Origin of the sequence: Phytopseudomonas flavescens (genome assembly GCF_900100535.1) — a bacterium.
Classification (GTDB): domain Bacteria; phylum Pseudomonadota; class Gammaproteobacteria; order Pseudomonadales; family Pseudomonadaceae; genus Aquipseudomonas; species Aquipseudomonas flavescens.
In genome coordinates, this window is record NZ_FNDG01000007.1 from 59,291 (window position 1) to 82,844 (window position 23,554).

The 23,554-nt window shown below is 64.2% G+C and carries 19 protein-coding genes and 2 pseudogenes; 14 read left to right on the forward strand and 7 right to left on the reverse strand.

Going from position 1 to position 23,554, the window contains the following annotated elements; all coding sequences use genetic code 11:
- Positions 1–1,158, forward strand: a complete 1,158-nt coding sequence (locus tag BLR94_RS10860; protein ID WP_084304776.1) for a phospholipase D-like domain-containing protein — start codon at positions 1–3, stop codon at positions 1,156–1,158.
- Between the two features lie 168 nt (positions 1,159–1,326).
- Positions 1,327–1,764, forward strand: a complete 438-nt coding sequence (locus BLR94_RS10865) for a hemerythrin domain-containing protein (protein WP_084304777.1) — start codon at positions 1,327–1,329, stop codon at positions 1,762–1,764.
- A 27-nt stretch (positions 1,765–1,791) separates the two neighbouring features.
- Here the strand turns inward: BLR94_RS10865 and BLR94_RS10870 are convergent, their stop codons facing one another.
- Positions 1,792–4,557: a PAS domain-containing protein gene (locus BLR94_RS10870; RefSeq protein ID WP_244158142.1), complete on the reverse strand. Its 2,766-nt coding sequence runs from the start codon at positions 4,555–4,557 to the stop codon at positions 1,792–1,794.
- An 823-nt stretch (positions 4,558–5,380) separates the two neighbouring features.
- Between BLR94_RS10870 and BLR94_RS10880 the strand changes: the two genes are divergently transcribed.
- Complete coding sequence (locus tag BLR94_RS10880) at positions 5,381–6,373, forward strand: hypothetical protein (RefSeq protein ID WP_084304779.1); 993 nt, start codon at positions 5,381–5,383, stop codon at positions 6,371–6,373.
- Entirely contained in the window at positions 6,370–7,464 is a 1,095-nt protein-coding gene (locus BLR94_RS10885; protein ID WP_084304780.1) for a lipase family protein, read from the forward strand. The genes BLR94_RS10880 and BLR94_RS10885 overlap by 4 nt, the downstream gene beginning before the upstream one ends.
- Positions 7,465–7,654: 190 nt before the next feature.
- Here the strand turns inward: BLR94_RS10885 and BLR94_RS10890 are convergent, their stop codons facing one another.
- Positions 7,655–7,873, reverse strand: a complete 219-nt coding sequence (locus BLR94_RS10890) for a hypothetical protein (protein WP_084304781.1) — start codon at positions 7,871–7,873, stop codon at positions 7,655–7,657.
- A 343-nt stretch (positions 7,874–8,216) separates the two neighbouring features.
- Between BLR94_RS10890 and BLR94_RS10895 the strand changes: the two genes are divergently transcribed.
- The 8 genes and pseudogenes from BLR94_RS10895 (at position 8,217) to BLR94_RS10935 (ending at position 15,234) form a co-directional block, all read left to right on the forward strand.
- The gene (locus BLR94_RS10895; protein ID WP_167359743.1) at positions 8,217–9,794 is read left to right on the forward strand and encodes a YdgA family protein; all 1,578 of its coding nucleotides are present in this window, start codon (positions 8,217–8,219) and stop codon (positions 9,792–9,794) included.
- A 227-nt stretch (positions 9,795–10,021) separates the two neighbouring features.
- Positions 10,022–10,378, forward strand: coding sequence for a response regulator (locus BLR94_RS10900; protein ID WP_084304783.1), 357 nt, complete (start codon positions 10,022–10,024; stop codon positions 10,376–10,378).
- A gap of 466 nt (positions 10,379–10,844) precedes the next feature.
- Positions 10,845–11,237, forward strand: a pseudogene (locus BLR94_RS27925) (VOC family protein); the annotation flags it as partial.
- Positions 11,238–11,242: 5 nt separating this feature from the next.
- A pseudogene (locus BLR94_RS28245) lies at positions 11,243–11,826 on the forward strand (glutathione S-transferase family protein).
- A gap of 263 nt (positions 11,827–12,089) precedes the next feature.
- Entirely contained in the window at positions 12,090–12,518 is a 429-nt protein-coding gene (locus BLR94_RS10920) for a DUF2231 domain-containing protein (protein ID WP_084304977.1), read from the forward strand.
- On the forward strand, positions 12,515–13,807 hold the full coding sequence (locus BLR94_RS10925) for a PQQ-dependent sugar dehydrogenase (RefSeq protein WP_084304785.1): 1,293 nt from the start codon (positions 12,515–12,517) through the stop codon (positions 13,805–13,807). Before BLR94_RS10920 ends, BLR94_RS10925 begins: the two co-directional genes overlap by 4 nt.
- A gap of 170 nt (positions 13,808–13,977) precedes the next feature.
- The gene (locus tag BLR94_RS10930) at positions 13,978–14,802 is read left to right on the forward strand and encodes an AraC family transcriptional regulator (protein WP_084304786.1); all 825 of its coding nucleotides are present in this window, start codon (positions 13,978–13,980) and stop codon (positions 14,800–14,802) included.
- A gap of 48 nt (positions 14,803–14,850) precedes the next feature.
- Positions 14,851–15,234, forward strand: a complete 384-nt coding sequence (locus tag BLR94_RS10935; RefSeq protein ID WP_084304787.1) for a cupin domain-containing protein — start codon at positions 14,851–14,853, stop codon at positions 15,232–15,234.
- 46 nt (positions 15,235–15,280) lie between these two features.
- On the opposite strand, the gene BLR94_RS10940 is transcribed toward BLR94_RS10935, so the two are convergent.
- From BLR94_RS10940 to BLR94_RS10955, 4 genes are all read right to left on the reverse strand, one after another.
- Positions 15,281–16,357, reverse strand: coding sequence for a polyamine ABC transporter substrate-binding protein (locus tag BLR94_RS10940; protein WP_084304788.1), 1,077 nt, complete (start codon positions 16,355–16,357; stop codon positions 15,281–15,283).
- Between the two features lie 42 nt (positions 16,358–16,399).
- Entirely contained in the window at positions 16,400–16,741 is a 342-nt protein-coding gene (locus BLR94_RS10945) for a cupin domain-containing protein (RefSeq protein WP_084304789.1), read from the reverse strand.
- 31 nt (positions 16,742–16,772) lie between these two features.
- A complete protein-coding gene (locus tag BLR94_RS10950; protein ID WP_084304790.1) occupies positions 16,773–18,179 on the reverse strand; it encodes an NAD(P)/FAD-dependent oxidoreductase in 1,407 nt (468 codons plus the stop codon).
- A 174-nt stretch (positions 18,180–18,353) separates the two neighbouring features.
- A complete protein-coding gene (locus tag BLR94_RS10955; RefSeq protein WP_084304791.1) occupies positions 18,354–19,172 on the reverse strand; it encodes a helix-turn-helix transcriptional regulator in 819 nt (272 codons plus the stop codon).
- Between the two features lie 197 nt (positions 19,173–19,369).
- Between BLR94_RS10955 and metE the strand changes: the two genes are divergently transcribed.
- Positions 19,370–21,667, forward strand: a complete 2,298-nt coding sequence (gene metE / locus BLR94_RS10960) for a 5-methyltetrahydropteroyltriglutamate--homocysteine S-methyltransferase (protein WP_084304792.1) — start codon at positions 19,370–19,372, stop codon at positions 21,665–21,667.
- Between the two features lie 146 nt (positions 21,668–21,813).
- Here the strand turns inward: metE and BLR94_RS10965 are convergent, their stop codons facing one another.
- Entirely contained in the window at positions 21,814–22,362 is a 549-nt protein-coding gene (locus tag BLR94_RS10965; protein ID WP_084304793.1) for a cysteine hydrolase family protein, read from the reverse strand.
- A gap of 103 nt (positions 22,363–22,465) precedes the next feature.
- On the opposite strand from BLR94_RS10965, the gene BLR94_RS10970 reads away from it, so the two are divergent.
- Positions 22,466–23,551 carry a GlxA family transcriptional regulator gene (locus BLR94_RS10970; protein WP_084304794.1) on the forward strand — a complete coding sequence of 362 codons (1,086 nt, stop codon included), beginning with the start codon at positions 22,466–22,468 and terminating at the stop codon, positions 23,549–23,551.
- Positions 23,552–23,554 lie beyond the last annotated feature (3 nt).

Genomic DNA, 23,554 nt, shown 5'->3' on the forward strand with positions numbered 1-23,554 from the left:
ATGCCTGGTCAGGTATTTCCCTGGCGGGAAGGTAATCGCTTCACCCTGCTCAACGATGGCCCGGCTTTCTTCCCGCGGATGATCGCGTGCATCGACGCGGCCCGCGAGACGGTCGAGCTCGAGCAGTATCTGGTGGTCAGCAGTGCCTGTACCGAGGCCTTGCTGCGGGCGCTGTGCGAGGCCGCGCAGCGTGGCGTGGCGGTACGATGCCTGTTCGATGCCTTCGGCTGCCAGGGCCTCGGCGCGGGCGACCGGCAATCGATGCTGGATGCCGGCATACAGCTGCGCTGGTACAACCCGATACGCTGGCGCCGTGGCGCGCGCAACCTGTACCGCGACCACCGCAAGTTGCTGGTGGTCGACGCCGGGGTCGCCTTCGTCGGCGGAACCGGCTCCACCGACGAGTTCTGGACGCCCGGCGAAGCGGTGAGTGCGTGGCATGAAGTGATGGTGGAGATCAATGGGCCGCTGGTGGCCGACTGGCTACAACTGTTCGACCGCCAGTGGCAGGCCAACAATGCACGGTTCGCCTGGCGCCCGTACCTGACGCCGCACCGCAAGCCGTTGCCCCACCAGCCCCAGGCCGGAGCGGGCTGGGGCCGGGTGGCCTACGCCGATGCCCGCCAGCACCGCGATATCCTGCAGTCGCTGATCCACGCCCTGAATGGGGCAGAGCAGCGGGTATGGCTGGCCACCCCTTATTTCCTGCCGACCTGGCGAGTGCGCCGTGCCCTGCGCAAGGCCGCGGCGCGAGGCGTCGACGTGCGCCTGCTGCTCAGCGGGCGACACACCGACAACCCGGCCGTGCGCTTCGCGGGCCAGCGTTATTACCCGCGGCTGCTCAAGGCGGGTGTGCGTATCTTCGAATTCCGGCCGCGCTTCCTGCACCTGAAGATGGTGCTGGTCGACGACTGGGCCAGCGTCGGCTCCTGCAACTTCGACCACTGGAACCTGCGCTTCAACCTGGACGCCAACGTCGAGACCCTGGATGCGGATTTCACCCGGGCGGTGCAACTGAGTTTCGCCAGCGACTTCCCGCAGAGCCGTGAGGTCGACCTGCAGATGTGGCAGGCCCGGCCGCTTTGGACGCGACTGCGCCAGCGCCTGTGGGGCTGGCTGGATCGTCTGGTGGTCAACCTGCTCGACCGGCGCCGCTGATACGGCGTGTCACGCGCGGCCGGGTTCGAACCCGCGAGCGTGACTCACAGGGATATTGCCCCTCGCCCGCGAGGCAAATGGTTGAACCACAATTTTCCTGCTTCGGTCTGACGGTCCAGATGGCTGCTAAAGGCCACGGACAATCCCCAAGCTGATGAGAGAGCGTGTATGCAGATTTTCGAAGCCCTGCGAGAGAGCCATGATCGCCAGCGTTCGATGGCCGAGGCGCTGGTCGCCACCCACGGCGATTCCCCCGAGCGTGCCAGGTATTACCGTGAACTGAAGGAGGAACTGCTCGCCCATGCTCGCGCGGAAGAGCGATTCTTCTACTCACCGCTGATGAAGCATGACTCTGGCGTCGACCTCTCTCGCCATGGTGTCGCCGAACACCACGAAATGGACGAGCTGCTGGAGACCCTGGAAGACACCGATCCCTCCAGCCCGGCGTGGATCGCCAATGCCCGCAAGCTCAAGGAAAAGATCTTCCACCACCTGGAGGATGAAGAGCACAGCTTCTTCCAGCAGGCGGGCAAGATGCTGACCCCCCAGCAGAAGACCTCGCTGGCCAGCCAATATGTCAAGGACTACCAGGACGCCCTGGGCTGAGAGCCTCGTCCCGGCAGCAGGCAGCGGTCACGCCAGCAGCTCGCGCACTCGCGACGCCAATGCCTCGAGGGTGAAAGGCTTGGTGAGTACCGCCATGCCGGAGCCCAGCTGGCCGTCGGTGAGCAGCGCGTTTTCCGCATAGCCGGTGATCAGCAGCACCGGCATCGCCGGCCGTCGAGCCAATCCGGCATCGGCCATCTGCCGACCATTCATGCCGCCGGGCAGGCCGACATCGCTGATCAGCAAATCCACCTGGGCATCGGATTGCAGAATGCTCAGTCCATCGGCGCTATCGGCGGCCTCGATCACCTGCAGGCCGAGTTCTTCGAGCACCTCGCCGACCAGCATGCGGATCGCCGGTTCGTCATCGACCACCAGGGCGGTTCTGCCGGTTTTCTCGCCCGTGAGGGTGTGCCCGGTAAGGGGGGACGGTGTCGTTTCGACTTCCGCCTTGCCGTCGTGGCGGGGTAGATAGAGGGTCACGACGGTGCCTTCACCCACCGTCGAGGTGATGCGCATCTGCCCACCGGACTGCTTGGCGAACCCGTAGGCCATGGACAGGCCGAGGCCGGTGCCCTCGCCCAACGGTTTGGTGGTGAAGAAGGGTTCCACCGCCCGTGCGACGACCTGGGCTGGCATGCCCACGCCATTGTCCTGGACGGCCAGGCTCAGGTACTGGCCCTCGGGCAGGCCGAGGGTGGCAGCGAGCCCGGCGTCTATCCACAGGTTTTGCGTGGTGGTTCTGATCGTGCCACCGTTGGGCATGGCGTCGCGGGCGTTGATGCACAGGTTGAGCAGGGTGTTTTCCAGCTGCGAGGCATCCACCAGCGCGGTCCACGGATTGGCGTGCAATTCGCTCTCCAGGCGGATGGCCGGGCCGACGGTGCGCTGGATCATCTCCAGCATGCCGGCGATCAGCAGGTTGGCGTCCGTCGGCTTGGGCAGCAGTGTCTGGCGGCGCGAGAACGCCAACAGGCGATGCGTCAGCGCGGCAGCGCGGCGGGTCGCTGTTTCCGCCGAACTCATGTACCTGCTCAGCTCATGGAAGCGACCCTGCTCGATACGCAGCTGCATCAATTCCAGGGAGCCGGAAATGCCCGCCAGCAGGTTGTTGAAATCGTGGGCGATCCCGCCGGTCAGTTGCCCGATGGCCTCCATCTTCTGTGACTGGCGAAGCGATTCCTCGGCCATGTGCTGGGCCGTGACATCGCGGCCGACGAAATGAACGATGGCGCCTGCCGGGTCGGACGCCACCGTCCACAGGAACGACCGGGCCTCACCGCTCTTGCAGCGCAGGCGGCTGGTAAAACCACTGACCTTCCCGCCGTTGCTCAGGCGCTCGAGCAGGGCGCCGACATCCGCCCGGTCCTCTTCGACCACCGTCTCGATGAAGGGCGCGGCGAGCAACTGCCCGGTTTCCCAGCCAAGCAATTGTGACCATGCCGGGTTGAGGCTCTTGAAGTAACCGTCGAACCCCGCAGAGCCCATCAGGTCGTTGGTGCTTTCCCACAGGCGGTCGCGCTCGGCCGTGCGCTTTCTCAGCTCGGCCCGGTTGCGCTTCTCGCGGGTCACATCGCGTGCCGAGCAGTAGGTTTTCCCGCCGCTGGGCACCGCGACCCAGGACAACCAGCGCCAGCCACCGTCCTTGCACGCGAAGCGATTCTCCAGACCCAGCGCCGGCTCACCGGCCTCTTTGACCCGCTCCCAGACGCGCTGGCTTTCGGCCTGGTCGTCGGGGTTCACGAAGGTCAGGAAGTGGCTGCTGGCCAGTTCTTCTGCCGACCAGCCGAGGGTTGTCTGCCAGGCCGGATTGGACGCTTCCAGATAGCCGTCCTGATTGATGACACCCAGCAGGTCCGGGGTTACCTGCCAGGTACGGCCCCGTTCGAAGGTCTGCGCGATGACCTTCTGCTCCAATTCGTCGTTGAGCGCCATCACCCGCGCGATGGCGCGGTCACGTTCGCCTTCGATGGCACGACGTTCTTCCACGTCGATCAGCACGCCAGGGAAGCTCAGCCCGCTGCCATCGGCAGCCAGTTCCACGCGACCATTGGCCTCCAGCCAGTAATAGCGGCCATCGGCACGGCGCACCCGATATTGGTGGGCATAGGGCCCACCGCGGGATATCGTTTCGTCGATGGCGGCGAGCAGGCTATCGATGTCATCGGGGTGAACGGTCTCGACCACCTGTTGCAGGCTGAGGCCATCACGGCCGAGCGCCGGATCGAGGCCGAAGTTGCGTGCAAAGGCTTCATCCACGGTGAAACGGTTGCTGGGCAGGTCCCAGAACCAGGTGCCGATGATGGCCCCCGCTGCCAGGGCCAACTGCACCCGTTCGGCGTTGGCGATGGCGGGCTTCTGGATGGTCACCAACTGCGTGGTCTCGATCGCCACGTTGAGGAAGCCGGCGATCATTCCGGAAGCATCGGCCAGAGGGCTGTATGAGAACGTCCAGTAGGTGTCTTCCGGATAGCCGTTGCGGGTCATCGCCAGGTGCATGTTCTCGTCGTGGACGGGCACCCCATTCAACACCTTTTCCACCAGCGGGCCGATGGTGGGCCAGACCTCCGGCCACACGTCCTGTATGGGCATGCCCAGGGCGGCAGGGTGGCGCTCGCCCAGAAAAGGCACGTAGGCATCGTTATACAGGAGGGTGCGCGCCGGGCCCCAGGTGGCGCACATGGCGAAGCTGCTGGTGCTCATGATTGCGTACACGGTGCACAGGGCAGCCGGCCAGTTCTCGCGCGCGCCGAGCGGCGTCGATGACCAATCGAAGTCTTTGGTGGATTGCACGGGGACACCTTGTGCTTGCAGGTGGACAACGGCCAGGCGTTTGCCGCCAGAGGCACTCTCGCCTTCGGCCCGGCTGGGCGCATTTCGTCTTGCGACACGCTCGGACGCTTGCCGGAACAGGGCGCTGGAAACCTCCGGACGTCAAACGCGCGAATTATACCGCGTAGCGCTTTCGCCGAGTGGGGAGGTTGACGGACAGGGGCCAGCCGGCGCCGGCAGACGCATCTCAGCATGGCAGGACGAGTGGTATCGATACAATACGAACCGATCCGCGTCTCTCCACCTCACAAGCTTATGGACCTATACATCAATAAATTTACCAATGAAACAGGCTGCCAGCTCGACCTCGAAAGAGGCCCTACCGGCATATGCTTCAAGGCCATGTCCAGAGACGGCCGATGCATGGGACGCAGATGCCTGAGCAACGCCCAGTTGGCCAACACCGCATTGCTACAAGCCGTGATGCTCGACTTCATCGCGCAGACCAGGAGGGCGATGGAGCCCGCAGGCGCGGGGCGAGCGATTCCCGGCCACCCGCCTGAAACGCCGTCGAAGCGCGAACCTGGCGCTGGCGACCCTCGCTAGTACAGCCGAACGTGATGGTCCTGTAGCCAGGTAGGCCGTCTGCGCCTCGGCCTGGTGACCGGCGTGATTTCAAGCACGCGCGACGCGGTGCAGTCATGCCAGCGACGACTCGTCGGCAGGTGCGCCGCCGATGATCCCGATGCCCCATTGCGCTCGCTACACAGTATGATGGCGTATGGCTATGTCATGTCGTGCCGCAGGCGCGCCAACATGACCCTTCGCATCGCCGGGAGAGCGCATGGGCACGGATTCGCTGAGCAAACTGCAACTCAAGCAACTGGTGCGACAGGTGGTCGTCGCTCAGGGCAATGCCTTCATCAAGGAGCTGCTGCGTGGCAGCGGTTTCAGGATCGGGGCGAGCAAGGACGATTTCGCCGCCAACCTGGATGCGGCCATCGATGCCGAGGCGCTGACCCAGGCGAGCCTGGAGGCCTGGCTGGCGGAAGTCGAGGGCTGGGGGGACCAGCACCTCTATCTGTTCGAACCGCCCCAGGTCGAGGTCGCCGCGCTCGCCGCCGGCATTGCGGCAAGCCCCCATGCCGCTGCGCTGCAGGCGGGCGCCAGTATGGATTTTCCCGAGGTGCTGGCCCTCAAGCACATCGACCTCGGCGACGGCGGGTTGTCGCTGGTCTGGCACCAGTGCAAGGCGGGCTGGAATCGCTACAAGCCCAAGGACTTTGCCACCACTGAAGGGCTGGAGCATTATCGCTTCGAGGCCTATCGGCAGCGCCTCGACCGCAGTGTCGTGCGCTATGCATGGCGGTTCGGCGACCCCTACGCAGCGATCCTCATCCACCGTAATCCGGAGATCGACCACCAGTCGGTCTTCCAGGACGTGCGCGACACCCTGGCGGCCATCGGCTGCGCGGATGTGGCTTCCCGGTCGATTGCGCTCAACCAGGCGGTGAAGGTGGCAGCGGTGACCGGCAAGGGTGTGCATGCCACGCGTTTCGAACTCGACGGCGGCTATGTGGAAATGGCCTCGACCCTGGCCGAGGGTGGCATCGACGCCGTGGAGCCGGTGCGCGTGGTCTTGCAGGCCGTGGATACCGGCCAGTTCGACCGCGCTCAGGGCATGCTGCATTTCGCCGCCGAGGAGCATGGCACGAGCCGACGCATCGCCGTCCAGGTCTATGGCCGTGAGGGCAGGCTGCGGATCTGGGCAAAGTGCAAGCGCGAGGATGTGCGGCGTATCGTCGAGTTGCTCTGGGCTTACAACAACACGCCATGAGCCCCTCACCGCACGATCGCTGGCAGGCGGAAATCGACCGACGCCTGGAGCGGGGCGTCGAGCTGGAGTTCACTCTGGCGCAGTTCGCCAGTGCGGTCGACGCCCGGGACGGCGACGACCGCCTGCAGACCTTTGTCGACAGGCTTCTGGCTTCTGCGGCAGTTCGCAGAATCGAAGCCTATCGCTGCCCGGTGCGCGGCTGTAACCGGGTGCTGCCACCGGGCGGCCCGCCTGCTTCCTGTCCGTATTGTCACACGGACTATCTGCAGACGGGGCACGAGGCCGTCGTCGAGCCTTTCTATCGGCTGCAGGGCGAGCCCAGCCGCGATATCCGCTGGATGATGGTCATCCATGGCATGAACAGCCGCGCCAAATGGCAAGAGGAATTCAGTTGGCAAATCGCCAACCAGCTCAACTATGGCGCCCCTGTGCTGATCTACAAATACGGCTGGGCGACCATCGATGTCTTCGCTCGCTGGATGCACCGACGGCTCGCCAGGCGCCTTGGCGAGCGCATGCGGATCGCCATCGCCCAGGCGGAGAAAGGCCACCGTCCGCCTCGGCCCGACATCATCGCCCACAGTTTCGGCACGCTGCTGCTTTCGCGCGTGCTGGAGGATGCGGATTTCGCCGACCTGAAATTCGGCCGCATCATCACCGCGGCGAGCATCGTGCGCCCGGATTTCGATTGGCGTCGGCTGGTCGCCGAGGGCCGGGTGGAGGCGGTGCTGAATCATGTCGGCGGCCAGGATGCGGCGGTGCCCTATGCGCAATACGCCATTCCCGGCGCCGGGCCTGGCGGGGTAGTAGGGTATGGCGCGGACAATGTTCTCAACGTGCGCAGCGAGGCGTACGGGCACTCGGGCTTCTTCATCCCCGAGAACCTGCGCCTGTTGATTTCACCGGACGGCCTGTGGCACGGCTTCCTGACCCGGCCGCTGGCGCACTTTCGCCCTGCGGGCCATTTCGTGCCCGAGTCCGTATGGCGGCCAGCGCCGCTGCCGGCACGGATCTTCACGCGCTTGCTGGCCTATGGCGTGTTCTGCGTGCTAGCGCCATTCTCGGCGCTGCGCCGGCTACTGGATCCTTGACGGCCGCCACTGCGGCCAATGGCACGTGGCGAGGATCAGGCGGGACGTCTCGCCATGCGTCGTTGGAGAACTCGAAAAGGGAAGGCGCGGACGGCTAGTCCATTCCCGGCGTCCTCCGCCTCGCGGATCGCCGCCCGGCCTGGCGAGAGTTCTCGCAGCAACGCGGCTCGCATTGAAACGTCAACAGACCCTACAAGCGTGGCGCGCTCTTCACCGTCGACAGCGCCCGCTCGATCGCCTCGTGCGGCGTGGTGGCCTGGGGTTGCTCGACATAGTTGTACTTGCTGTTGTCCAGCACCAGCACTTGGGCCTGTCTGGTCAGCTTGTCGACGTCATAACCCAGGTCGATGCATGCCCCCAAAACGGCCAACATGGCTTGCTCCAGCGCCATCTCACTCTGCGTAGCCATATCTGCACCTCGATCAGGGCCTGTAGCCGGCCGGAAGAAAAGCCCGAATGGATTCGGGGCGCTACTGGTGAGGTATGACTGCGCGGGCAGCAGAAGGATTCAGCTCATGTTCGCGTGCCAGGCCATTTGCCGATGAAGCGTCATGTCCAGGCGTCGCGAGCATGGAGAGTGGGCCTGCGCCTGCCTGGCAAACCGGCGGGAAATCGCCGAGATGCCCATCCTCAGGGCCGAGAATCGCGTGCGGCAGGGTGCTACCATTGCCGCCGCCTGTGGCCGTGCCGCGCTCGTCGCGCAAAGGCTGGAAAGGCTCACCATTCAATCATGGACATGCATTGAGCAGACGATGAAGAAAATTGCAGGAATAGCGGCAGGCGTAGTGGTAGCGGTTGGCGTGATCGGCACGCTCGGGGCCTGGTACACCGGCACTCGATTGCCCGGGGTGTTGCAAAGCGCCATTGCCCAAGCCAACCAGCAGGGGCAGGACGCACTGCTCGGTTCAGGGGCAACCGCCAGCCTGGAACTGGTGTCGTTGCAGACTCGGCTGTTCAGCAGCACCGCTCACTACCGCTTCACCTTCGATGCGCCGGACGGCAAAAAGCCGCCCAGGCACATGGAGATTCTGCTGGTGGACCACATCGAACACGGCCCGCTGCCAGCCTCGCGCCTGAAACGTCTCAATCTGTGGCCGGTCATGGCCGCCAGCCACTACAGCGTAGAAGCCAACGACTACACCCAGAAGTGGTTCGCTGCCGCCAAGGGCGCGGCGCCGCTCGTCGGCCAGGGCAGCCTGGGCTATGACGGTTCCACCCGCGGTAGCCTGGTGTTCGCCCCGCTGGACTTCGCCCCCACGCCGACCTCCAGGGTCACGTTCTCCGGTCTGACGGTAGAGGGCGAAGCCAGCGAGCACGCTGCCGCATTCAAGGCCGTCGGTGCCATGGATAGCCTGCTCGTTACCGCCACCGGCCGCGACGGTGTTCCTATTCAGGTGGAACTGCGGGGCCTGGCCCTGAACAGCGAGCAGACGCTGGGCAGCGGCGATTTCTACCTCGGCGACAGCAGCCTCAGGCTGGCCACCGCACAGATCGAGGTCGGCGACAAACCGCCTGTGCTGATCAAGGACCTGGCCCAGTCCGGCAGCCTGCAGGAAACCGGCAATCTGCTCGGTGGGCGCATGGCCTACGACATCGGTATGGTCAGCTACGATGGCAAAGATCTCGCCGGCATGCACATGCTCTGGTCACTGAACAACATCGATGCCGCTGCCACGCAGTCCGTGCTCGAGCTGTACCGCGAGAAACTCAAGCCCATCCAGCAGGCTCAGGCCAACGGCCAGGATGTCCCGGAATTCGTCTTCTCTCCTGCGCAAGAAACCCGTCTGAAGAGCGACTTCGATACGCTGCTGAGCGGCAGGCCGCAGATCGCCCTGGAAAAATTCAGCCTCCATACCGCCAACGGTGAAGCATCGCTGAACATCGCGCTGGAGCTGGAGGCGCCGGAGTCGTTCGAGCTGCCGCCAGCCGAGATCGCCAAGCAGGTGATAGCCAAACTGGATGCCAGGCTGTCCGTCGCCAAGGCGGTGATCGGTGATGGCGTTCGTGCTCAGGCGACGATCGAGGGCCAAACCGATGCCAAGGCAATCGAAGACCAGGCGGCCATGTTCACCGAAATGGGCAGCGGCATGGCCCTGGGTACCGGGCTGCTGACTCTCGAAGGCGACACCCTGCAAGCGTCGCTGCATTATGCCGACGACAAGGTGAGGTTCAACGGCCAGGACATGAGCGTCGAGGCGTTCGCCCAGTTGCTCATGTCCAAGGCCACTGGCCTGGGCGGCGGCGCACCCTCGCAACACCCCGGGCCTGGCCGCGCCTATCCCCATGCAGGCGGCGAAGAAGGCCGCGACGGCGACGGTGCGCGGCAGTAACCGTCCGCGACGCACGAGGCGCCACGAGCGTGCCGCGATGCACGACAGGCCAGTCATTCGACTGGCCTTCAAGGGGCGACAACCCACCGGCATTGGCTCTGCCGTAATCGGTACGCGTAACGAGGCGGATGGGTTGCGTTCGGCCCTCGGTGACCACCCGTCCACTTTGTGAGACGTCACGCGGCAGACGTAGCCTAACTGTTTATCCAGCAAACAGGCTCAGCCAGATGACCTTCACCGTGTTACTCGCCGAGGATGAAGAAATGCTGCGAGACCTGCTCGTCGAGCTGATCTCGCCGTTGAGCCTGGACGTCATTCAGTGTGCCTCGGCCGACGAGGCGTTGTACCACCTGGAGCACGAGCCTGTGGACCTGCTGTTGAGCGACATCCGGATGCCCGGGCAACTCGATGGCTGGGAACTGGCCGAAATCGTTTGGGTTCGCTGGCCCGGCCTGCCGGTGATACTCACATCGGGGCATATGCAGCTGAGGGCCGACCAGTTGCCGCAGCACTCCACCTTCATCCCCAAACCCTGGAAACTGGATGTGCTGTACCACGCGGTGGAACAACGCCTGGCACACTGAGTGCGATCCGTGGCGGTACGATGGCCGCTCAACCGGCTGCGCCATTCAGTCTTTTTCCCGGTCCAGCCGACGGCTGAGCGGGGGCATGCGGCGATTGAAACCCGACACCTCGTAGCACTGCACGGCGGCATCGGCTAACGCAGTACGCGGGCGGGCACCGATCATGGTCGTTCCATGACCTTTGCTGCGCAGTGGCTCCCGTACCACCGGCCCGTTGTTTTCGATCCAGCTCAGGGTCAAGGTGCATCGCGCTTCTCCAGCCTCTTTGCCCAGTGCACGAGCAGCGCTCCACCAGGCTGCGACAGCGCCCCTACCTGGCCGCATTGGTGGCCGCCTCAAGTGCGATCACTGCGCAGGTGTTGTCAGGTTCACAGCATAGGTGCGACGCGCGCCCGGGTAGAAACTTCGGGAACCGACCCAACCCGGAGTTTCCAACATGAACCCGTGATCGAACCCCGCTCGAATCATGGCATACGACCCTATCGGAGTTGGCGTCAGCGACAAGGACATTGCGCTGTCGTTCTACCTGGCACTCGGTTTTGTGGCGAGCGCGAGCTTTCCCGAATTCGAGGCCAACGAGATGCTCACCCCGGGCGGTGTACGCATCAACCTGATCTTCAACGGTGTGCGTGTGCCCAGGGCCCACAACGCGTTGCTGGATGCACCGATAAAACTGCCCGGCATGACCTCCGGCATTCATTGTCGACGACCTGCAGGCGCGCCAGCTGTGGCCGCAGGGGCAGGGGATCGTCATCACCGAGGGGCCACATCACATCGGCCCCAGGCGCATCGCGCTGTTCATCCGCGATCCGGACGGAACGTCCTTGAATTCAATCCACTCGTCGATGGAGATACACAGTCTAACTGTACGATCTGGATGCTCCCGGCAACTGCTACAAGGTTCGCCTGTTCGCCGCGCTGGCCAATATCGAGCTGGACATCGAGGCGGTGGATTTCGTCAATGGCGCGCACAAGCCGCCGCCGCTGGTTGACCTCACCCCCTTGGGGGCGTTGCCGATCCTGCAGGATGGCAAGCAGGTGTTGCGCGACTCCCAGGCGATTCTCGTCTACCTCGCCGGTGCCTACGGTGGCCTGGCCTGGTGGCCGGCTCATCCACAGGGCCAGGCGGCTACCTGCAGTGGCTGTCGTTCGCCGCCAACGAGGTGCAGCACAGCCTCAGCAGCGCGCGACTGGTGCAGACGTTCGGCTACGACCTGGATCATGCCGCCGCCCTGGAGAAATCGCCCAGGGTGTCGGCGTTGCTCGACAACCACCTGGAACACCACGACTGGCTGGCGATCGGGCGACCTCCGATTGCCGATTGCGCGGTCTACCCCTACGTGGTGCCGGCGCCGGAGGGCGCTGTGGATCTTGGCCCCTACCGCCATGTCGGGCGGTGGCTCGAGCAGCTTGAGAGCCTGCCGGGGTATCTGCCCAAGCCTTCGTGAGCACGCTCGAGCGGCCGGAAAGTTACTTGGGTATCGCCAAGCTCGACCCAGGCCACGATGCTGCCGATCCAGGCACTCACGTGTGGAAGATCCTCTGCGGGGGATCGCCACCGATTTTTCAAAATATTTCGGTCGGGCAATGGAGATGAACTAACGTTCTGACAGCGCGATCCTCTGCTATGCGGGGTCAGCGCCGGCCCGATGGGCCCGACGCCTCCCGCGCAGAGCCTCATTCCGTGTCGCTGAACGATAAGGAGCTGTCCGTGAACGTCACCGCTTACCCCGTCTACCGAAGCACGCCAAGCCCGTTGCACGCGATCCTGCTCGCCGGCAGCGTGCCGCTGTTTCTCGGTGCCCTGCTGAGCGATTTCGCCTACTACAAGACCTTCCAGATCCAGTGGAGCAACTTCGCCGCCTGGCTCATTGCCGGTGGCTTGGTGTTTGGCGGCCTGGCCCTGCTGTTCGCACTGGCCAACCTGCTGCGTGCCGAGCGCAAGGCCGGGCGCCCACTCACGTATTTCCTGCTGCTGCTGATCACCTGGGGGCTCGGGCTGGTCAACGCCTTCGAGCACGCGAAGGACGCATGGGCCGTGATGCCCGCTGGGCTGGTACTGTCGCTCGTCGTCACCGTGCTGATCAGCATTACCGCGTGGATCGGCCTCAGCGGCCTGCGTTCGGGAGGTGCAGAATGAGAACGGCAAGCGCACTGACTGTCCTGAGCATGGCGCTGTTGCTGAGCGCCTGCGGTGGCGAAGCGGATACCCCCCAGGCACGTGGCCCCGACCCCAAGTTGCCGGAGCCACAGCGGGGTTTGTTGCCGAGCATGAAGATCGCCGAGCCGGAACAGTGGGGCGATCGCAAACCCGTGGTGCCGGACGGTTTCAGCGTCACGGCGATTGCCACCGATCTGCGGATTCCGCGTCAGACCCTGGTTCTGCCCAACGGCGATATCCTCGTCGCCGAAGGTCGTGGCGGCAACGCCGCCAAGCTCAAGCCCAAAGACGTGATCGCCGGCTATATCAAGGCCCAGGGCAACACCAAGGTCAAAGGCGGCAACCGCCTGACGCTGCTGCGCGATGCCGACGGCGACGGCACCTACGAGGTGCAGACGGTGTTCGCCGAGAACCTCAATGCGCCCTATGGCCTGGCTTTCGGCAATGGCAAGCTGTACGTGGCCAACCAGGATGCGCTGGTCAGCTTCGATTATCAGGATGGCCAGACCCAAGCCGGTGGCCCGCCGACCAAGGTCACCGACCTGCCGTCGCAGATCAACCACCACTGGACCAAGGCACTGACCATCAGCCCGGACGGGCGCTACCTGTACGTGGGCATCGGCTCCAACAGCAATATCGGCGAGCGGGGCATGGAGGTCGAAGCCGACCGCGCGCTGGTCTGGCAGGTCGATGCCGAGACCGGCGCCCACAAACCTTACGCGACCGGCTTGCGCAACCCCACGGCGCTGACCATTCAACCTGGAACCGGCCAGCTCTGGGCCGTGGTCAACGAGCGCGATGAGCTGGGCCCCGACCTGGTGCCGGATTACCTGACCTCGGTGCGCGAGGGCGAGTTCTACGGCTGGCCCTACAGCTACTGGGGCCAGAACGCCGACACGCGGGTGAAGCCGGACAACCCGGAGAAAGTCGCCGCGGCGATCAAGCCGGACTACAGCCTGGGTTCCCACGTCGCCGCACTGGGTGTCGACTTCTCCATCCCGGAGATGGGCGAGCCGTTCGCCAACGGCGTTTTCGTCGGTGAACACGGCAGCTGGAACCGCGACAATCCGGTGGGCTACAAGGTGATCTTCGTGCCGTTCAACGGCGGGCGACCGGCCGGTGAGCCGGTCGACTTCGCCACGGGCTTCCGCACCGACGACGGGAAAACCCGCGGCCGCCCGGTGGGCGTCACCGTGGACCCGAAAGGCGCCCTGATCATCGCCGACGACCTCGCCAACACCATCTGGCGCGTGACGCGCAATCAGTAAGCCGTAAACCCCGGGGCGGGCAAGCCGCCCCGGGCATCATTGGCTGTGGCTGCCGGGCAGATAATCCTCGGCATTGGTTACCGTGCCGATTTGCAGGTACCAAGAGACTTGCAGCCCCAAACGATTTACTGTGGCGGCGTCACATAGCGCAGCGGCAGGGGAGTCGAGCCATGGGCACAGATACGAACGGCCGAGACTGGGTGCTGCGCAGCCCCGTGCCGGGTCGGGTGGAGCGCATCGAGGCCTATTTCAGCGGCCATGGCTACGACCCGCATCGTCACGACTCCTACGCCATTGGTCGTACGCTGTCCGGCGTGCAGAGTTTTCGTTACCGGCGCGCCATGCGTCACAGCCTCCCAGGCGGCACCCTGGTGTTGCATCCGGACGAGCTGCACGACGGCATGGCGGGTACCGAGGACGGTTTTCGCTATCGCATGCTCTATATCGATCCGCTGCTGATCCAGCAGGTGCTTGGCGGCAAGCCGCTGCCCTTCATCGCGGGCGGGCTCAGCGATGACGCGCGTCTGCGCTGGGCCAGCGAGTCGTTCCTGCAGGCGATGGATCATCCTCTCGAATCGCTGGAGGAAGACGATGCCATCCATGACCTCGCTCGCGCACTGGATGCGCTCGCCGGTAAGCGTCGGGGGCGTCGAGTGTTCGACTATCGCGCTGCGCAGCGGGCGAGGGAATACATCCACAGCCGCAACGGCGCGAGCATTACCCTGGACGAACTGGAACATGTCAGCGGGCGCGAGCGCTGGAGCCTTTCCCGGGACTTTCGCGCGCTGTTCGGCACCAGCCCCTACCGTTACGTGACGATGCGCCGGCTGGATCGCTGCCGTGAGCTGGCGCTCGCGGGGATCGGCCTGGCCGACGCGGCGCTGATCGCCGGCTTTTTCGACCAGAGCCACATGACGCGTCATTTCGTCAGTAGCTTCGGCCTTTCGCCGGCCCGCTGGCTGGGCATGCTCAGGTTGCAGGATCGTACAAGATAGCCCTCCGGCGCCTCGCTAGAGTGGTGAAAACCAACCGAGGAGCCGCCCATGTCCAACCAGAATCCGTCATCGAAACGCCCCGTCAACCTCGAGCAGAAGTTGGCCCTGATCCACGAACAGTGGTCACCCAGGGTAGTCGCGGAAATGAACGACTACCAGTTCAAGGTCGTGCGCCTGCAGGGCGATTTCATCTGGCATTCCCATGCCGAGACGGACGAAGCCTTTTTCGTCCTCGATGGGCAATTGCGACTCGATTTCCGTGATGGCCAGGTAACGCTTGGCAGCGGCGAGCTGTACGTGGTGCCCAAAGGGGTGGAGCACAAGCCTTACGCCGAAAAGGAGGTGAAGCTGATGCTCATCGAACCGCGGGGTGTGCTGAATACCGGAGAGCAGGGCGGTGAGCGTACGGCGGTCAATGACCTGTGGATCTGATGGAGCGGGCTGGCGTTCATGGCGAACGCCAGCCCGAGCTGCTGCGTCAGGTGCCGCTCTTGACCCTGGTCCAGATCCGCGTGCGGATGCGGTCGATGTTCAGTGGCATGGCTTCCAGCGCATAGAGCTTTTCCATGACGTCATCGGGCGGGTAGACGGTGGTGTCGGCCTTGAGTGCCGGGTCGACCAGCGCGTCCGCCTTGCTGTTGCCGTTGGCGTAGTGCACGTAATCACTGATGCCGGCGATCACCTTGGGCTCGAGCAGGTAGTTCATGAAGGCGTAGGCGGCCTTTTCGTTGGGGGCATCCTTGGGAATGGCGACCATGTCGAACCACATCGGCGCGCCTTCCTTGGGAATCACGTAGGCGATGTCGACGCCATTGCCGGCCTCCTTGGCGCGGGCGCTGGCCTGCATGATGTCGCCGGAGAACCCCACCGCCATGCAGACGTCGCCATTGGCCAGCTCGCCAACGTATTTGGAGGAGTGGAAGTAGGCGACGTTCTTGCGCATTTCCATCAGCAGCGCTTCGGCCTTCTTGTAGTCCTCGGCCTTCTGGCTGTGGTGCGGCAGGCCCAGGTAGTGCAGGGCGATGGGCAGCATTTCCGGGCCATTGTCGAGAATCGCCACGCCGCACTTGCTCAACTTGGCCATCAGTTCGGGCTTGAAGATCAGGTCCCAGGAATCCAGCGGCACGTCGTTGCCGAGCACGGCCTTGACCTTCTCGACGTTGTAGCCGATGCCGGTGCTGCCCCACAGGTAGGGGAAGCCGTGCTGGTTGCCCGGGTCGTTGCCTTCCAGCGCCTTGAGCAGCGTCGGGTTGAGGTTCTGCCAGTTGGGCAACTGGCTCTTGTCCAGCTGCTTGAGCGCGCCGCCCTGGATCTGCCGGGCCATGAAGTGGTTGGAGGGGAACACCACGTCATAGCCGGAACGGCCGGCCATCAGCTTGGCGTCGAGGGTTTCATTGCTGTCGTAGACGTCGTAGTGGGGCACCACGCCGCTGGCCTGCTGGAAGTCTTTCAGGGTGTCGGGGGCGATGTAGTCCGTCCAGTTGTAGATGCGTACGTCCTGCGCCGCCTGGCTGAGCGAGGCGACGAGCATCAGCGGGATAAGCGATTTCAGCATGGTAGACCTCAGCGATTGTTGTCGACGTTTTCGAGGCAGCAGTCAGAAAATCAGTACATAGGTCTTGCGCAGCGTTTCTTGTATGTCCCATACGCCAGTGGTGTTGGCCGGAAACAGGATGGCGTCGCCAGCCTTGATCTCGATCGGTTGGCCTACGTCCGGAATGAACGTACAACGCCCGGCGATGAAGTGGCAGAACTCTTGTTGCACGATTTGTCGGCGCCAGCGCCCGGGCGTGCATTCCCAGATGCCGGTTTCCACGCCGTCGTCGCGCTCCACGCAGGTCACCGAAGTGATAGCGGCGGGCTCGCTGAGCGGTACCGCGACCGGGTTGTGTTGGTCGAGTGCGACGCTGTCGGTATTACGAAAGTGCGTGATGGTCATGGCATGCAACCTGAGTGGCGGATGAGGGTGATCACTTCATGAAACCTTCCATCAGGCTGGCCACGCGCTGCGCCATGTAGCGCTGCCACGGGCGGCTGGATGGGTCGGCCAGCAGTTTGTCCTCGCGCACGAAGCTGCGGATGATGGCGTTGTAGCCGAGCCAGCGGCAGGGCTCCGGCTCCCAGCGCGGCAAGTCCTGCACGCGGGTGTCGTGGCGCACCCAGGGCTGGCGGGTGAGCAGGCTGTCGTTGCCGAGGATCAGGTCGGCCAGGGTGCGCCCGCCAAGGTTGCTGGCGCCCACGCCTTCGCCGCCGTAACCCCCGGAAAGGGCGATGCCGTTGCCGCGGTCGCAGAGCATGTGCGGATGGAAGCGCCGTGCCATGCCCAGGTTGCCGCCCCAGGCGTGGGTGATGCGCACATTGCGCAGTTGCGGAAACAGTTCGCTGAACAGATAGCGGCGCAGGCCGCGCTCTTCGTCCTTGAGGTTGAAGTCGCTGCGCAGGCGGCTGCCGAAGCGATAGCCGCCGCGCGCGCCGAAGATCAGGCGATCGTCTAGGCTGCGCTGGCCATAGGTGACCTGGCGGCTGGTCTCGCAGAAGGCCTGGCCGCGTTCCAGGCCGATCTCCGCCCAGGTCGAGGCGGGCAGTGGTTCGCTGGCGACGATCAGGCTCTGCACCGGAATCTGATGGCGGCCGAGCGGCGGCAGGTTGGCGGCGTAGCCTTCCACGGCAGGCACGACCCAGTCTGCGCGCACTTCGCCCGCTTCGCAGCGCACGCTGCCGGCCTGCCAGCTCAGGGCCGGCGTACCTTCGTAGATGCTCACGCCCAGCGCTTCCACGCAGCGGGCCAGGCCGCGCACCAGCCTGGCCGGCTGAATGGTCGCGCAGTGTGGCGTGTAGAGCGCGCCATAGGCACCGGGGATACGCAGTTGCTGGGCGAGTTCTTCGGCGGGCAGCCAGCGGTAGTCGTCGTCGCCCAGGCCTTGTTCGCGATAGCCGCGCAGGTAGTCGCGCAGACGCAGTTCCTGCTCCGGGTAGCGGGCCGCGCAATACAGCACGCCGCCCTTGCGGTAATCACAGTCGATCCCTTCGCGTTGCAGCACCTGGCCGACTTCATCGGGAATGCCATGCAGCAGGTCGTAGGATTCACGGCGGGCCTGCGGGGACAGGCCCGACAGCAGGCGATCCTCGCCGAGCAGATTGCCCATCAGCCAGCCGCCATTGCGCCCGGATGCACCAAAGCCGGCGATCTTCGCCTCGAGGATGACGATGCGCAGTTCGGGGGCCTGGCGCTTGAGGTAGTAGGCCGTCCACAGCCCGGTGTAGCCCGCGCCGATGATGGCGACATCTGCCTGGATATCGCCTTGCAGCGATGGGCGCGGCGCCAGCGGTTCGTCCAGTTGATCCATCCACAGGCTGATGTTGCGCCAGTCGTTCATGCACCGCTTCCAAACAAGATGTATGCAGCAAGACTAGAAGCCTAATCAGCGGTTGTCTTGCGTGCGTGCCCGCGCGTAACGGCCCGCTGAAAAAAACTTGGTGAGGCAGCCAACGCAAGGCAAATATCAGCGAAAAACTGCGTTTAGGTTGGTACATGAGCATTTTTGCTGGCTTCAACGCAGCGCAGGCAGTTTTTCAGCGGCTTGGTACATGTCTTTCAGGTAGGCCTTGGGCGTCATCCCGGTATGGCGGCGAAAGGTACTGTAGAAGGCGGTCAGGGAATTGAAGCCGGCCTCGAAGGCCAGTTCGTCCATGCGCCGCAGGTCGTTGCCTGCCTGCAGGCGTTGCAGCAGGTGCTGCAGGCGCGCCTGGTTGACGTAGCGGTAGAAGCTCTGGCCGAGCACCTGGTTTAGCAGGTAGGAAATCTGGTTGCGGCTGTAGCCGGTGGCGCTGGCCACCTGTTGCAGGCTCAGGGCCGGGTCGAGAAAGGGTTGCCCGTGCAGGAAGTAATCCTGCAGATCCTGCGCCATGAAGCCCAATTGCCGGGTCGACAGGCCCAGTTTGCTGATCGCCGCGCTGGTCTGTATCGGTGGGCGTGCGTCCGCTCCTTCGTGCACCAGGGAGGCGAATTCGTTGACCCGCCAGATCAGCCCGTCGCGCACGGTGACCGCTTCGGCGGTTCGGAACGACACCAGGCCCTCGCCGCCATGCAGGGTGGTACGGTACTGAATGAACGCCGTGTGGCCGTCGATGCGGATGCGGTCGGTGTGCTCCAGCGCCTCGCCGGGGTGGCGCGGCATGGTGCTGAGTACATAATCGCGCAGTTCACCCAGTTTCATGCACCGGTTGAGGAAGAAGTCGTTGTACTCGACGTCGGGATGATAGAGCGCCATCACCGCATCCAAATCGCGGTACTTCCAACTGAAGTGATAGCGCAGAACGGTTTCTCGGGTGCGTTCGGTCTGGGCGGGGTCGTCGGGGATATCTGGCATGCCGGGTTCGTCCAGGGGGCAGGGAGCAGCTTGCCCGACTACGGGGGAGCCCTCAAGGGGGCGGGCGGATAGGTCAGCATGAGCAGCATTTCATTAACGTGAGGGAAACTTGTTTTTAACGTTAATTAATTGAGTTTGTTTCACTTGGTTGGGGCCCCGACAATGCATCCCATCATTTATGCATTGGAGATAGCGCCATGGCTCTGGCCCACAGCCTCGGATTCCCCCGAATCGGACGCGACCGTGAATTGAAGAAAGCCCAGGAGGCGTTCTGGAAAGGCGAGCTGGACGAAGCCGGCCTGCGTGTCGTGGGCCGCGAACTGCGTGCCCGACATTGGCAGGTGCAGAAGGATGCCGGCATCGAGTTGCTGCCCGTCGGCGATTTCGCCTGGTACGACCAGGTGCTGGCCCATTCCCTGACCTTCGGGGTGATACCCGAGCGCTTCCGCCCAGCCAGTGGCAAGCCGACCCTGGATACCCTGTTCGCCATGGCCCGTGGCGTCAGCGGCGATGCCTGTTGTGGCAGCGCCCATGCACAGGAGATGACCAAATGGTTCGATACCAACTACCACTACCTGGTGCCCGAGTTCACCGCTGACCAGCAGTTCGCCCTCAGTTGGGAACAGCTGTTCGAGGAAGTGGATGAGGCCCGTGCTCTGGGCCATGACGTCAAACCGGCGGTGATCGGCCCGCTGACCTACCTGTGGCTGGGCAAGCTCAAGGGCGAGGCTCAGGGTTTCGACAAGCTGGAATTGCTCGAGCGTCTGCTGCCGCTCTACGGGCAGATCTTCCGGCGCCTGGCCGAGCAGGGCGTGGAATGGGTGCAGATCGACGAGCCGATTCTGGTGCTCGACCTGCCTCAGGACTGGAAGAACGCCTTCGAACGCGCCTATAACATTCTGCAGCGAGAACCGCTGAAGAAGCTGGTCGCTACCTACTTCGGCGGCCTCGAAGAGAACCTCGGCCTGGCAGCCAACCTGCCGGTGGACGGCCTGCACATCGATCTAGTGCGCGCGCCACAGCAGTACCCGACCATCCTCGACCGCCTGCCGGCCTACAAGGTGCTGTCCCTCGGCCTGGTCAATGGCCGCAACGTGTGGCGCTGCGATCTGGAAAGCGCCCTGGCGGTGATCGGCCATGCGCACAGCCGGCTCGGCGAACGCCTTTGGATCGCACCATCCTGCTCGTTGCTGCACAGCCCGGTCGACCTGCAGCGTGAGGATCAACTGGATGCCGAGCTGAAGGGCTGGCTGGCCTTCGCCACGCAAAAGTGCGCCGAGGTAGCGCTGCTGGCCCGTGCCGTCAATCAGCCGGATGCCCCCGAAGTGCGCGCCGCGCTTGCCGAGAGCCGCGCCGTGCAGGCCAGCCGGGCGGCTTCACCGCGTATCCACAAGCCTGATGTGCAGGCCCGGCTGGCCGCGGTGACCGCCAGTGATAGCCAGCGCGAGTCGCCGTTCGCCCAACGCATCGCCAGGCAGCGTGCCGGTCTCGACCTGCCGCCGTTCCCGACCACCACCATCGGCTCGTTCCCGCAGACTTCGGCGATCCGCCTGGCACGCCAGGCGTTCAAGCAGGGCAAGCTGTCGCTGGGTGATTACACTGACGCCATGCACAGCGAGATTCGTCATGCGGTAGAGATTCAGGAGCGCCTGGGGCTGGATGTGCTGGTGCACGGCGAGGCCGAGCGCAACGACATGGTCGAGTACTTCGCCGAGCAGCTGGACGGTTACCTGTTCACCCGTTTCGGCTGGGTGCAGAGCTACGGTTCGCGCTGCGTGAAACCGGCGGTGATCTTTGGCGACCTGAGCCGACCCCAAGCCATGACCGTGGAGTGGATCCGTTATGCGCAGAGCCTCACCGGCAAGGTGATGAAGGGCATGCTCACGGGCCCGGTGACCATGCTGATGTGGTCGTTCCCCCGCGAAGACGTCAGCCGCGAGGTGCAGGCCCGGCAACTGGCCCTGGCGATTCGCGACGAAGTCGTCGACCTCGAGCGCGCCGGCATCCGCATCGTGCAGATCGACGAAGCCGCCTTCCGCGAGGGACTGCCACTGCGCAAGGCCGACTGGCAACAGTACCTGGACTGGGCCACGGAGTCGTTCCGGCTGTGTGCCAGCGGTGTGCGTGACGAAACGCAGATCCACACACACATGTGCTACAGCGAGTTCAACGACGTGATCGAGTCCATCGCTGCCATGGATGCGGACGTGATCACCATCGAGACTTCGCGCTCGGACATGGAGCTGCTGGAGGCCTTCGAAGCCTTCGAATACCCCAACGAAATCGGCCCGGGTGTCTACGATATCCATTCGCCACGGGTGCCGGACACCGGAGAGATGGTCAAGCTGATGCGCAAGGCCGCAAGGCGCATTCCTGCCGAGCGTCTGTGGGTCAACCCGGATTGCGGCCTGAAGACCCGCGGCTGGCCGGAGACCGAAGCAGCGCTGGTCAATATGGTCGCCGCCGCCCGTCAGTTGCGCAAAGAGCTGGCCTGAGTCTTGAGGTCGCCGCCTGTTAAACCTGCGGCCTGCTCTCATGTGGGAACGGGCCATGCCCGTGAAGTCGCTCGCATGGCGCACTCCCACACAGGCAGGCGCTACCTGGTGCTGGGTTACATCGCTGGCTTTGGCCGAGGAGCTGTTCAGCCTGCCAGGTACTGTTCGGTCGGAACCACCGTCGCATAGGCGAATGCCAACGCGGCCATATAGGCTGCCTGGACCTGCGTGGCTGGAACCTGATTGCCCTCGAATTCCTGGTCGCGTGTCGCGCAGGCGTCATGAACCACCGTGGTGGTGTAGCCGAAATCCGCGCTGGCACGGGCGGCGGCGTCGATGCACATATGGCTCATGGCGCCGGCCAGGGTGACCTGTTCGACCCCGGCCTTGTCGAGCAGGGCCTTCAGATCGGTATCGCGAAACGCGTTGACCTTGTGCTTGAGCACCACGCTCTCGCCCGTCAATGGCTGTACGCTGGCATGGATCTGCGCACCGCTGGAACCTGCGGCGAAGAAGGGCGCGCCATCGCCCTGGAACTCATGACGCACGTGCACCACCGTATCGCCTGCAGTGCGAGCGGCTGCCAGCACGCGTGCGGCGTTGCGCGCGGCGGCGTCGATGCCGTGCAGCGGCCATTTGCCGTCGGCGAAGTAGTCGTTCTGGATGTCGATCAGGATCAGTGCGCGCTTGCTCATGATGCTCTCCGTGGGAGTATGTGGGCTATCTGCTCTATAACTTAGCCGTGCCAAGCCGGCGGCGGGATGGGCATGGCCGACAATCTGCGAGGGAAAACTGACAATGAGCGGGCGATGCCTGGAAATCGGGCTGCTGCTTTACCCCGGCGTACAACTGGCAGCGGTGTATGGGTTGGGTGATCTGTTCGCTGTAGCCAATCGCCTGGCGGGTGGACAGCAGCGCCAAGGGCTGGCGCAACTGCGTGTCAGCCACTGGCAGGTGGATGAGCAGGATGAGGTTCGGCGGGTATTCGACAGTCATGGCCAGGATGAGGATCGCCTTCGGGTAGTGATTTTGCCGCCATGCCTGGACTCCACATCGCGAGCCGGGCTGGCAAGTGCCTATCGTCTCTGGTTACGTCACCAGCACCGTGCTGGTGTCACCCTGGCATCGGTCTGCGCCGGCGCTTTTCCGCTGGCCGAGGCAGGTTTGCTGGACGGTCGTTCAGTGACCACCCATTGGGCGTTGGCCGATGAACTGGCGGCTCGTTTTCCCGCCGTGAAGGTGCTGCCGGAGCGCATGATCGTCGAGGACGCCGACCTGATTACCGCTGGCGGCCTGATGGCCTGGACTGATCTCGGCCTTGCGCTGGTGGCACGTCTGCTGGGGCCCACCATCGCCGCCGAGACGGCACGTTTTCTTGTGGTTGATCTGAACCGCGCGTCGCAGCGACATTTCAGCAGTTTCGTGCCCAGCCTCGACCACGGTGATTCGGCCGTGCTGAGTGTCCAGCACTGGTTACAGGGTGCTGCCATGCTCGATGCAACTCTGCCAGGCATGGCCGCACGGGCAGGGCTGGGCGAGCGTACCTTCTTGCGACGCTTTCGGTCGGCCACCGGCATGAAACCCACCGAATACTGCCAGCAACTGCGCGTTACCAAGGCCCGCGAATTGCTCGAGCTGACCCGGTACAGCGTCGAGCAGGTGGCCGGGCAGGTCGGCTACCAGGACAGCGGCGCCTTTCGCAAGGTGTTCACCCGCCTGGTCGGTCTGGCGCCTGGCGACTACCGGCGGCGTTTTGGGGGCAGCCGGCGCGGATTAGGATGTCCACCTGCTGCCCCGGTAATCTGGTCATCGCGTTGCGAGGACGCTTCGAGTGGGGGGAATGCTTCAATCACTGGGCTGCTACACTCGCCGGAATCGTTTTAAAGG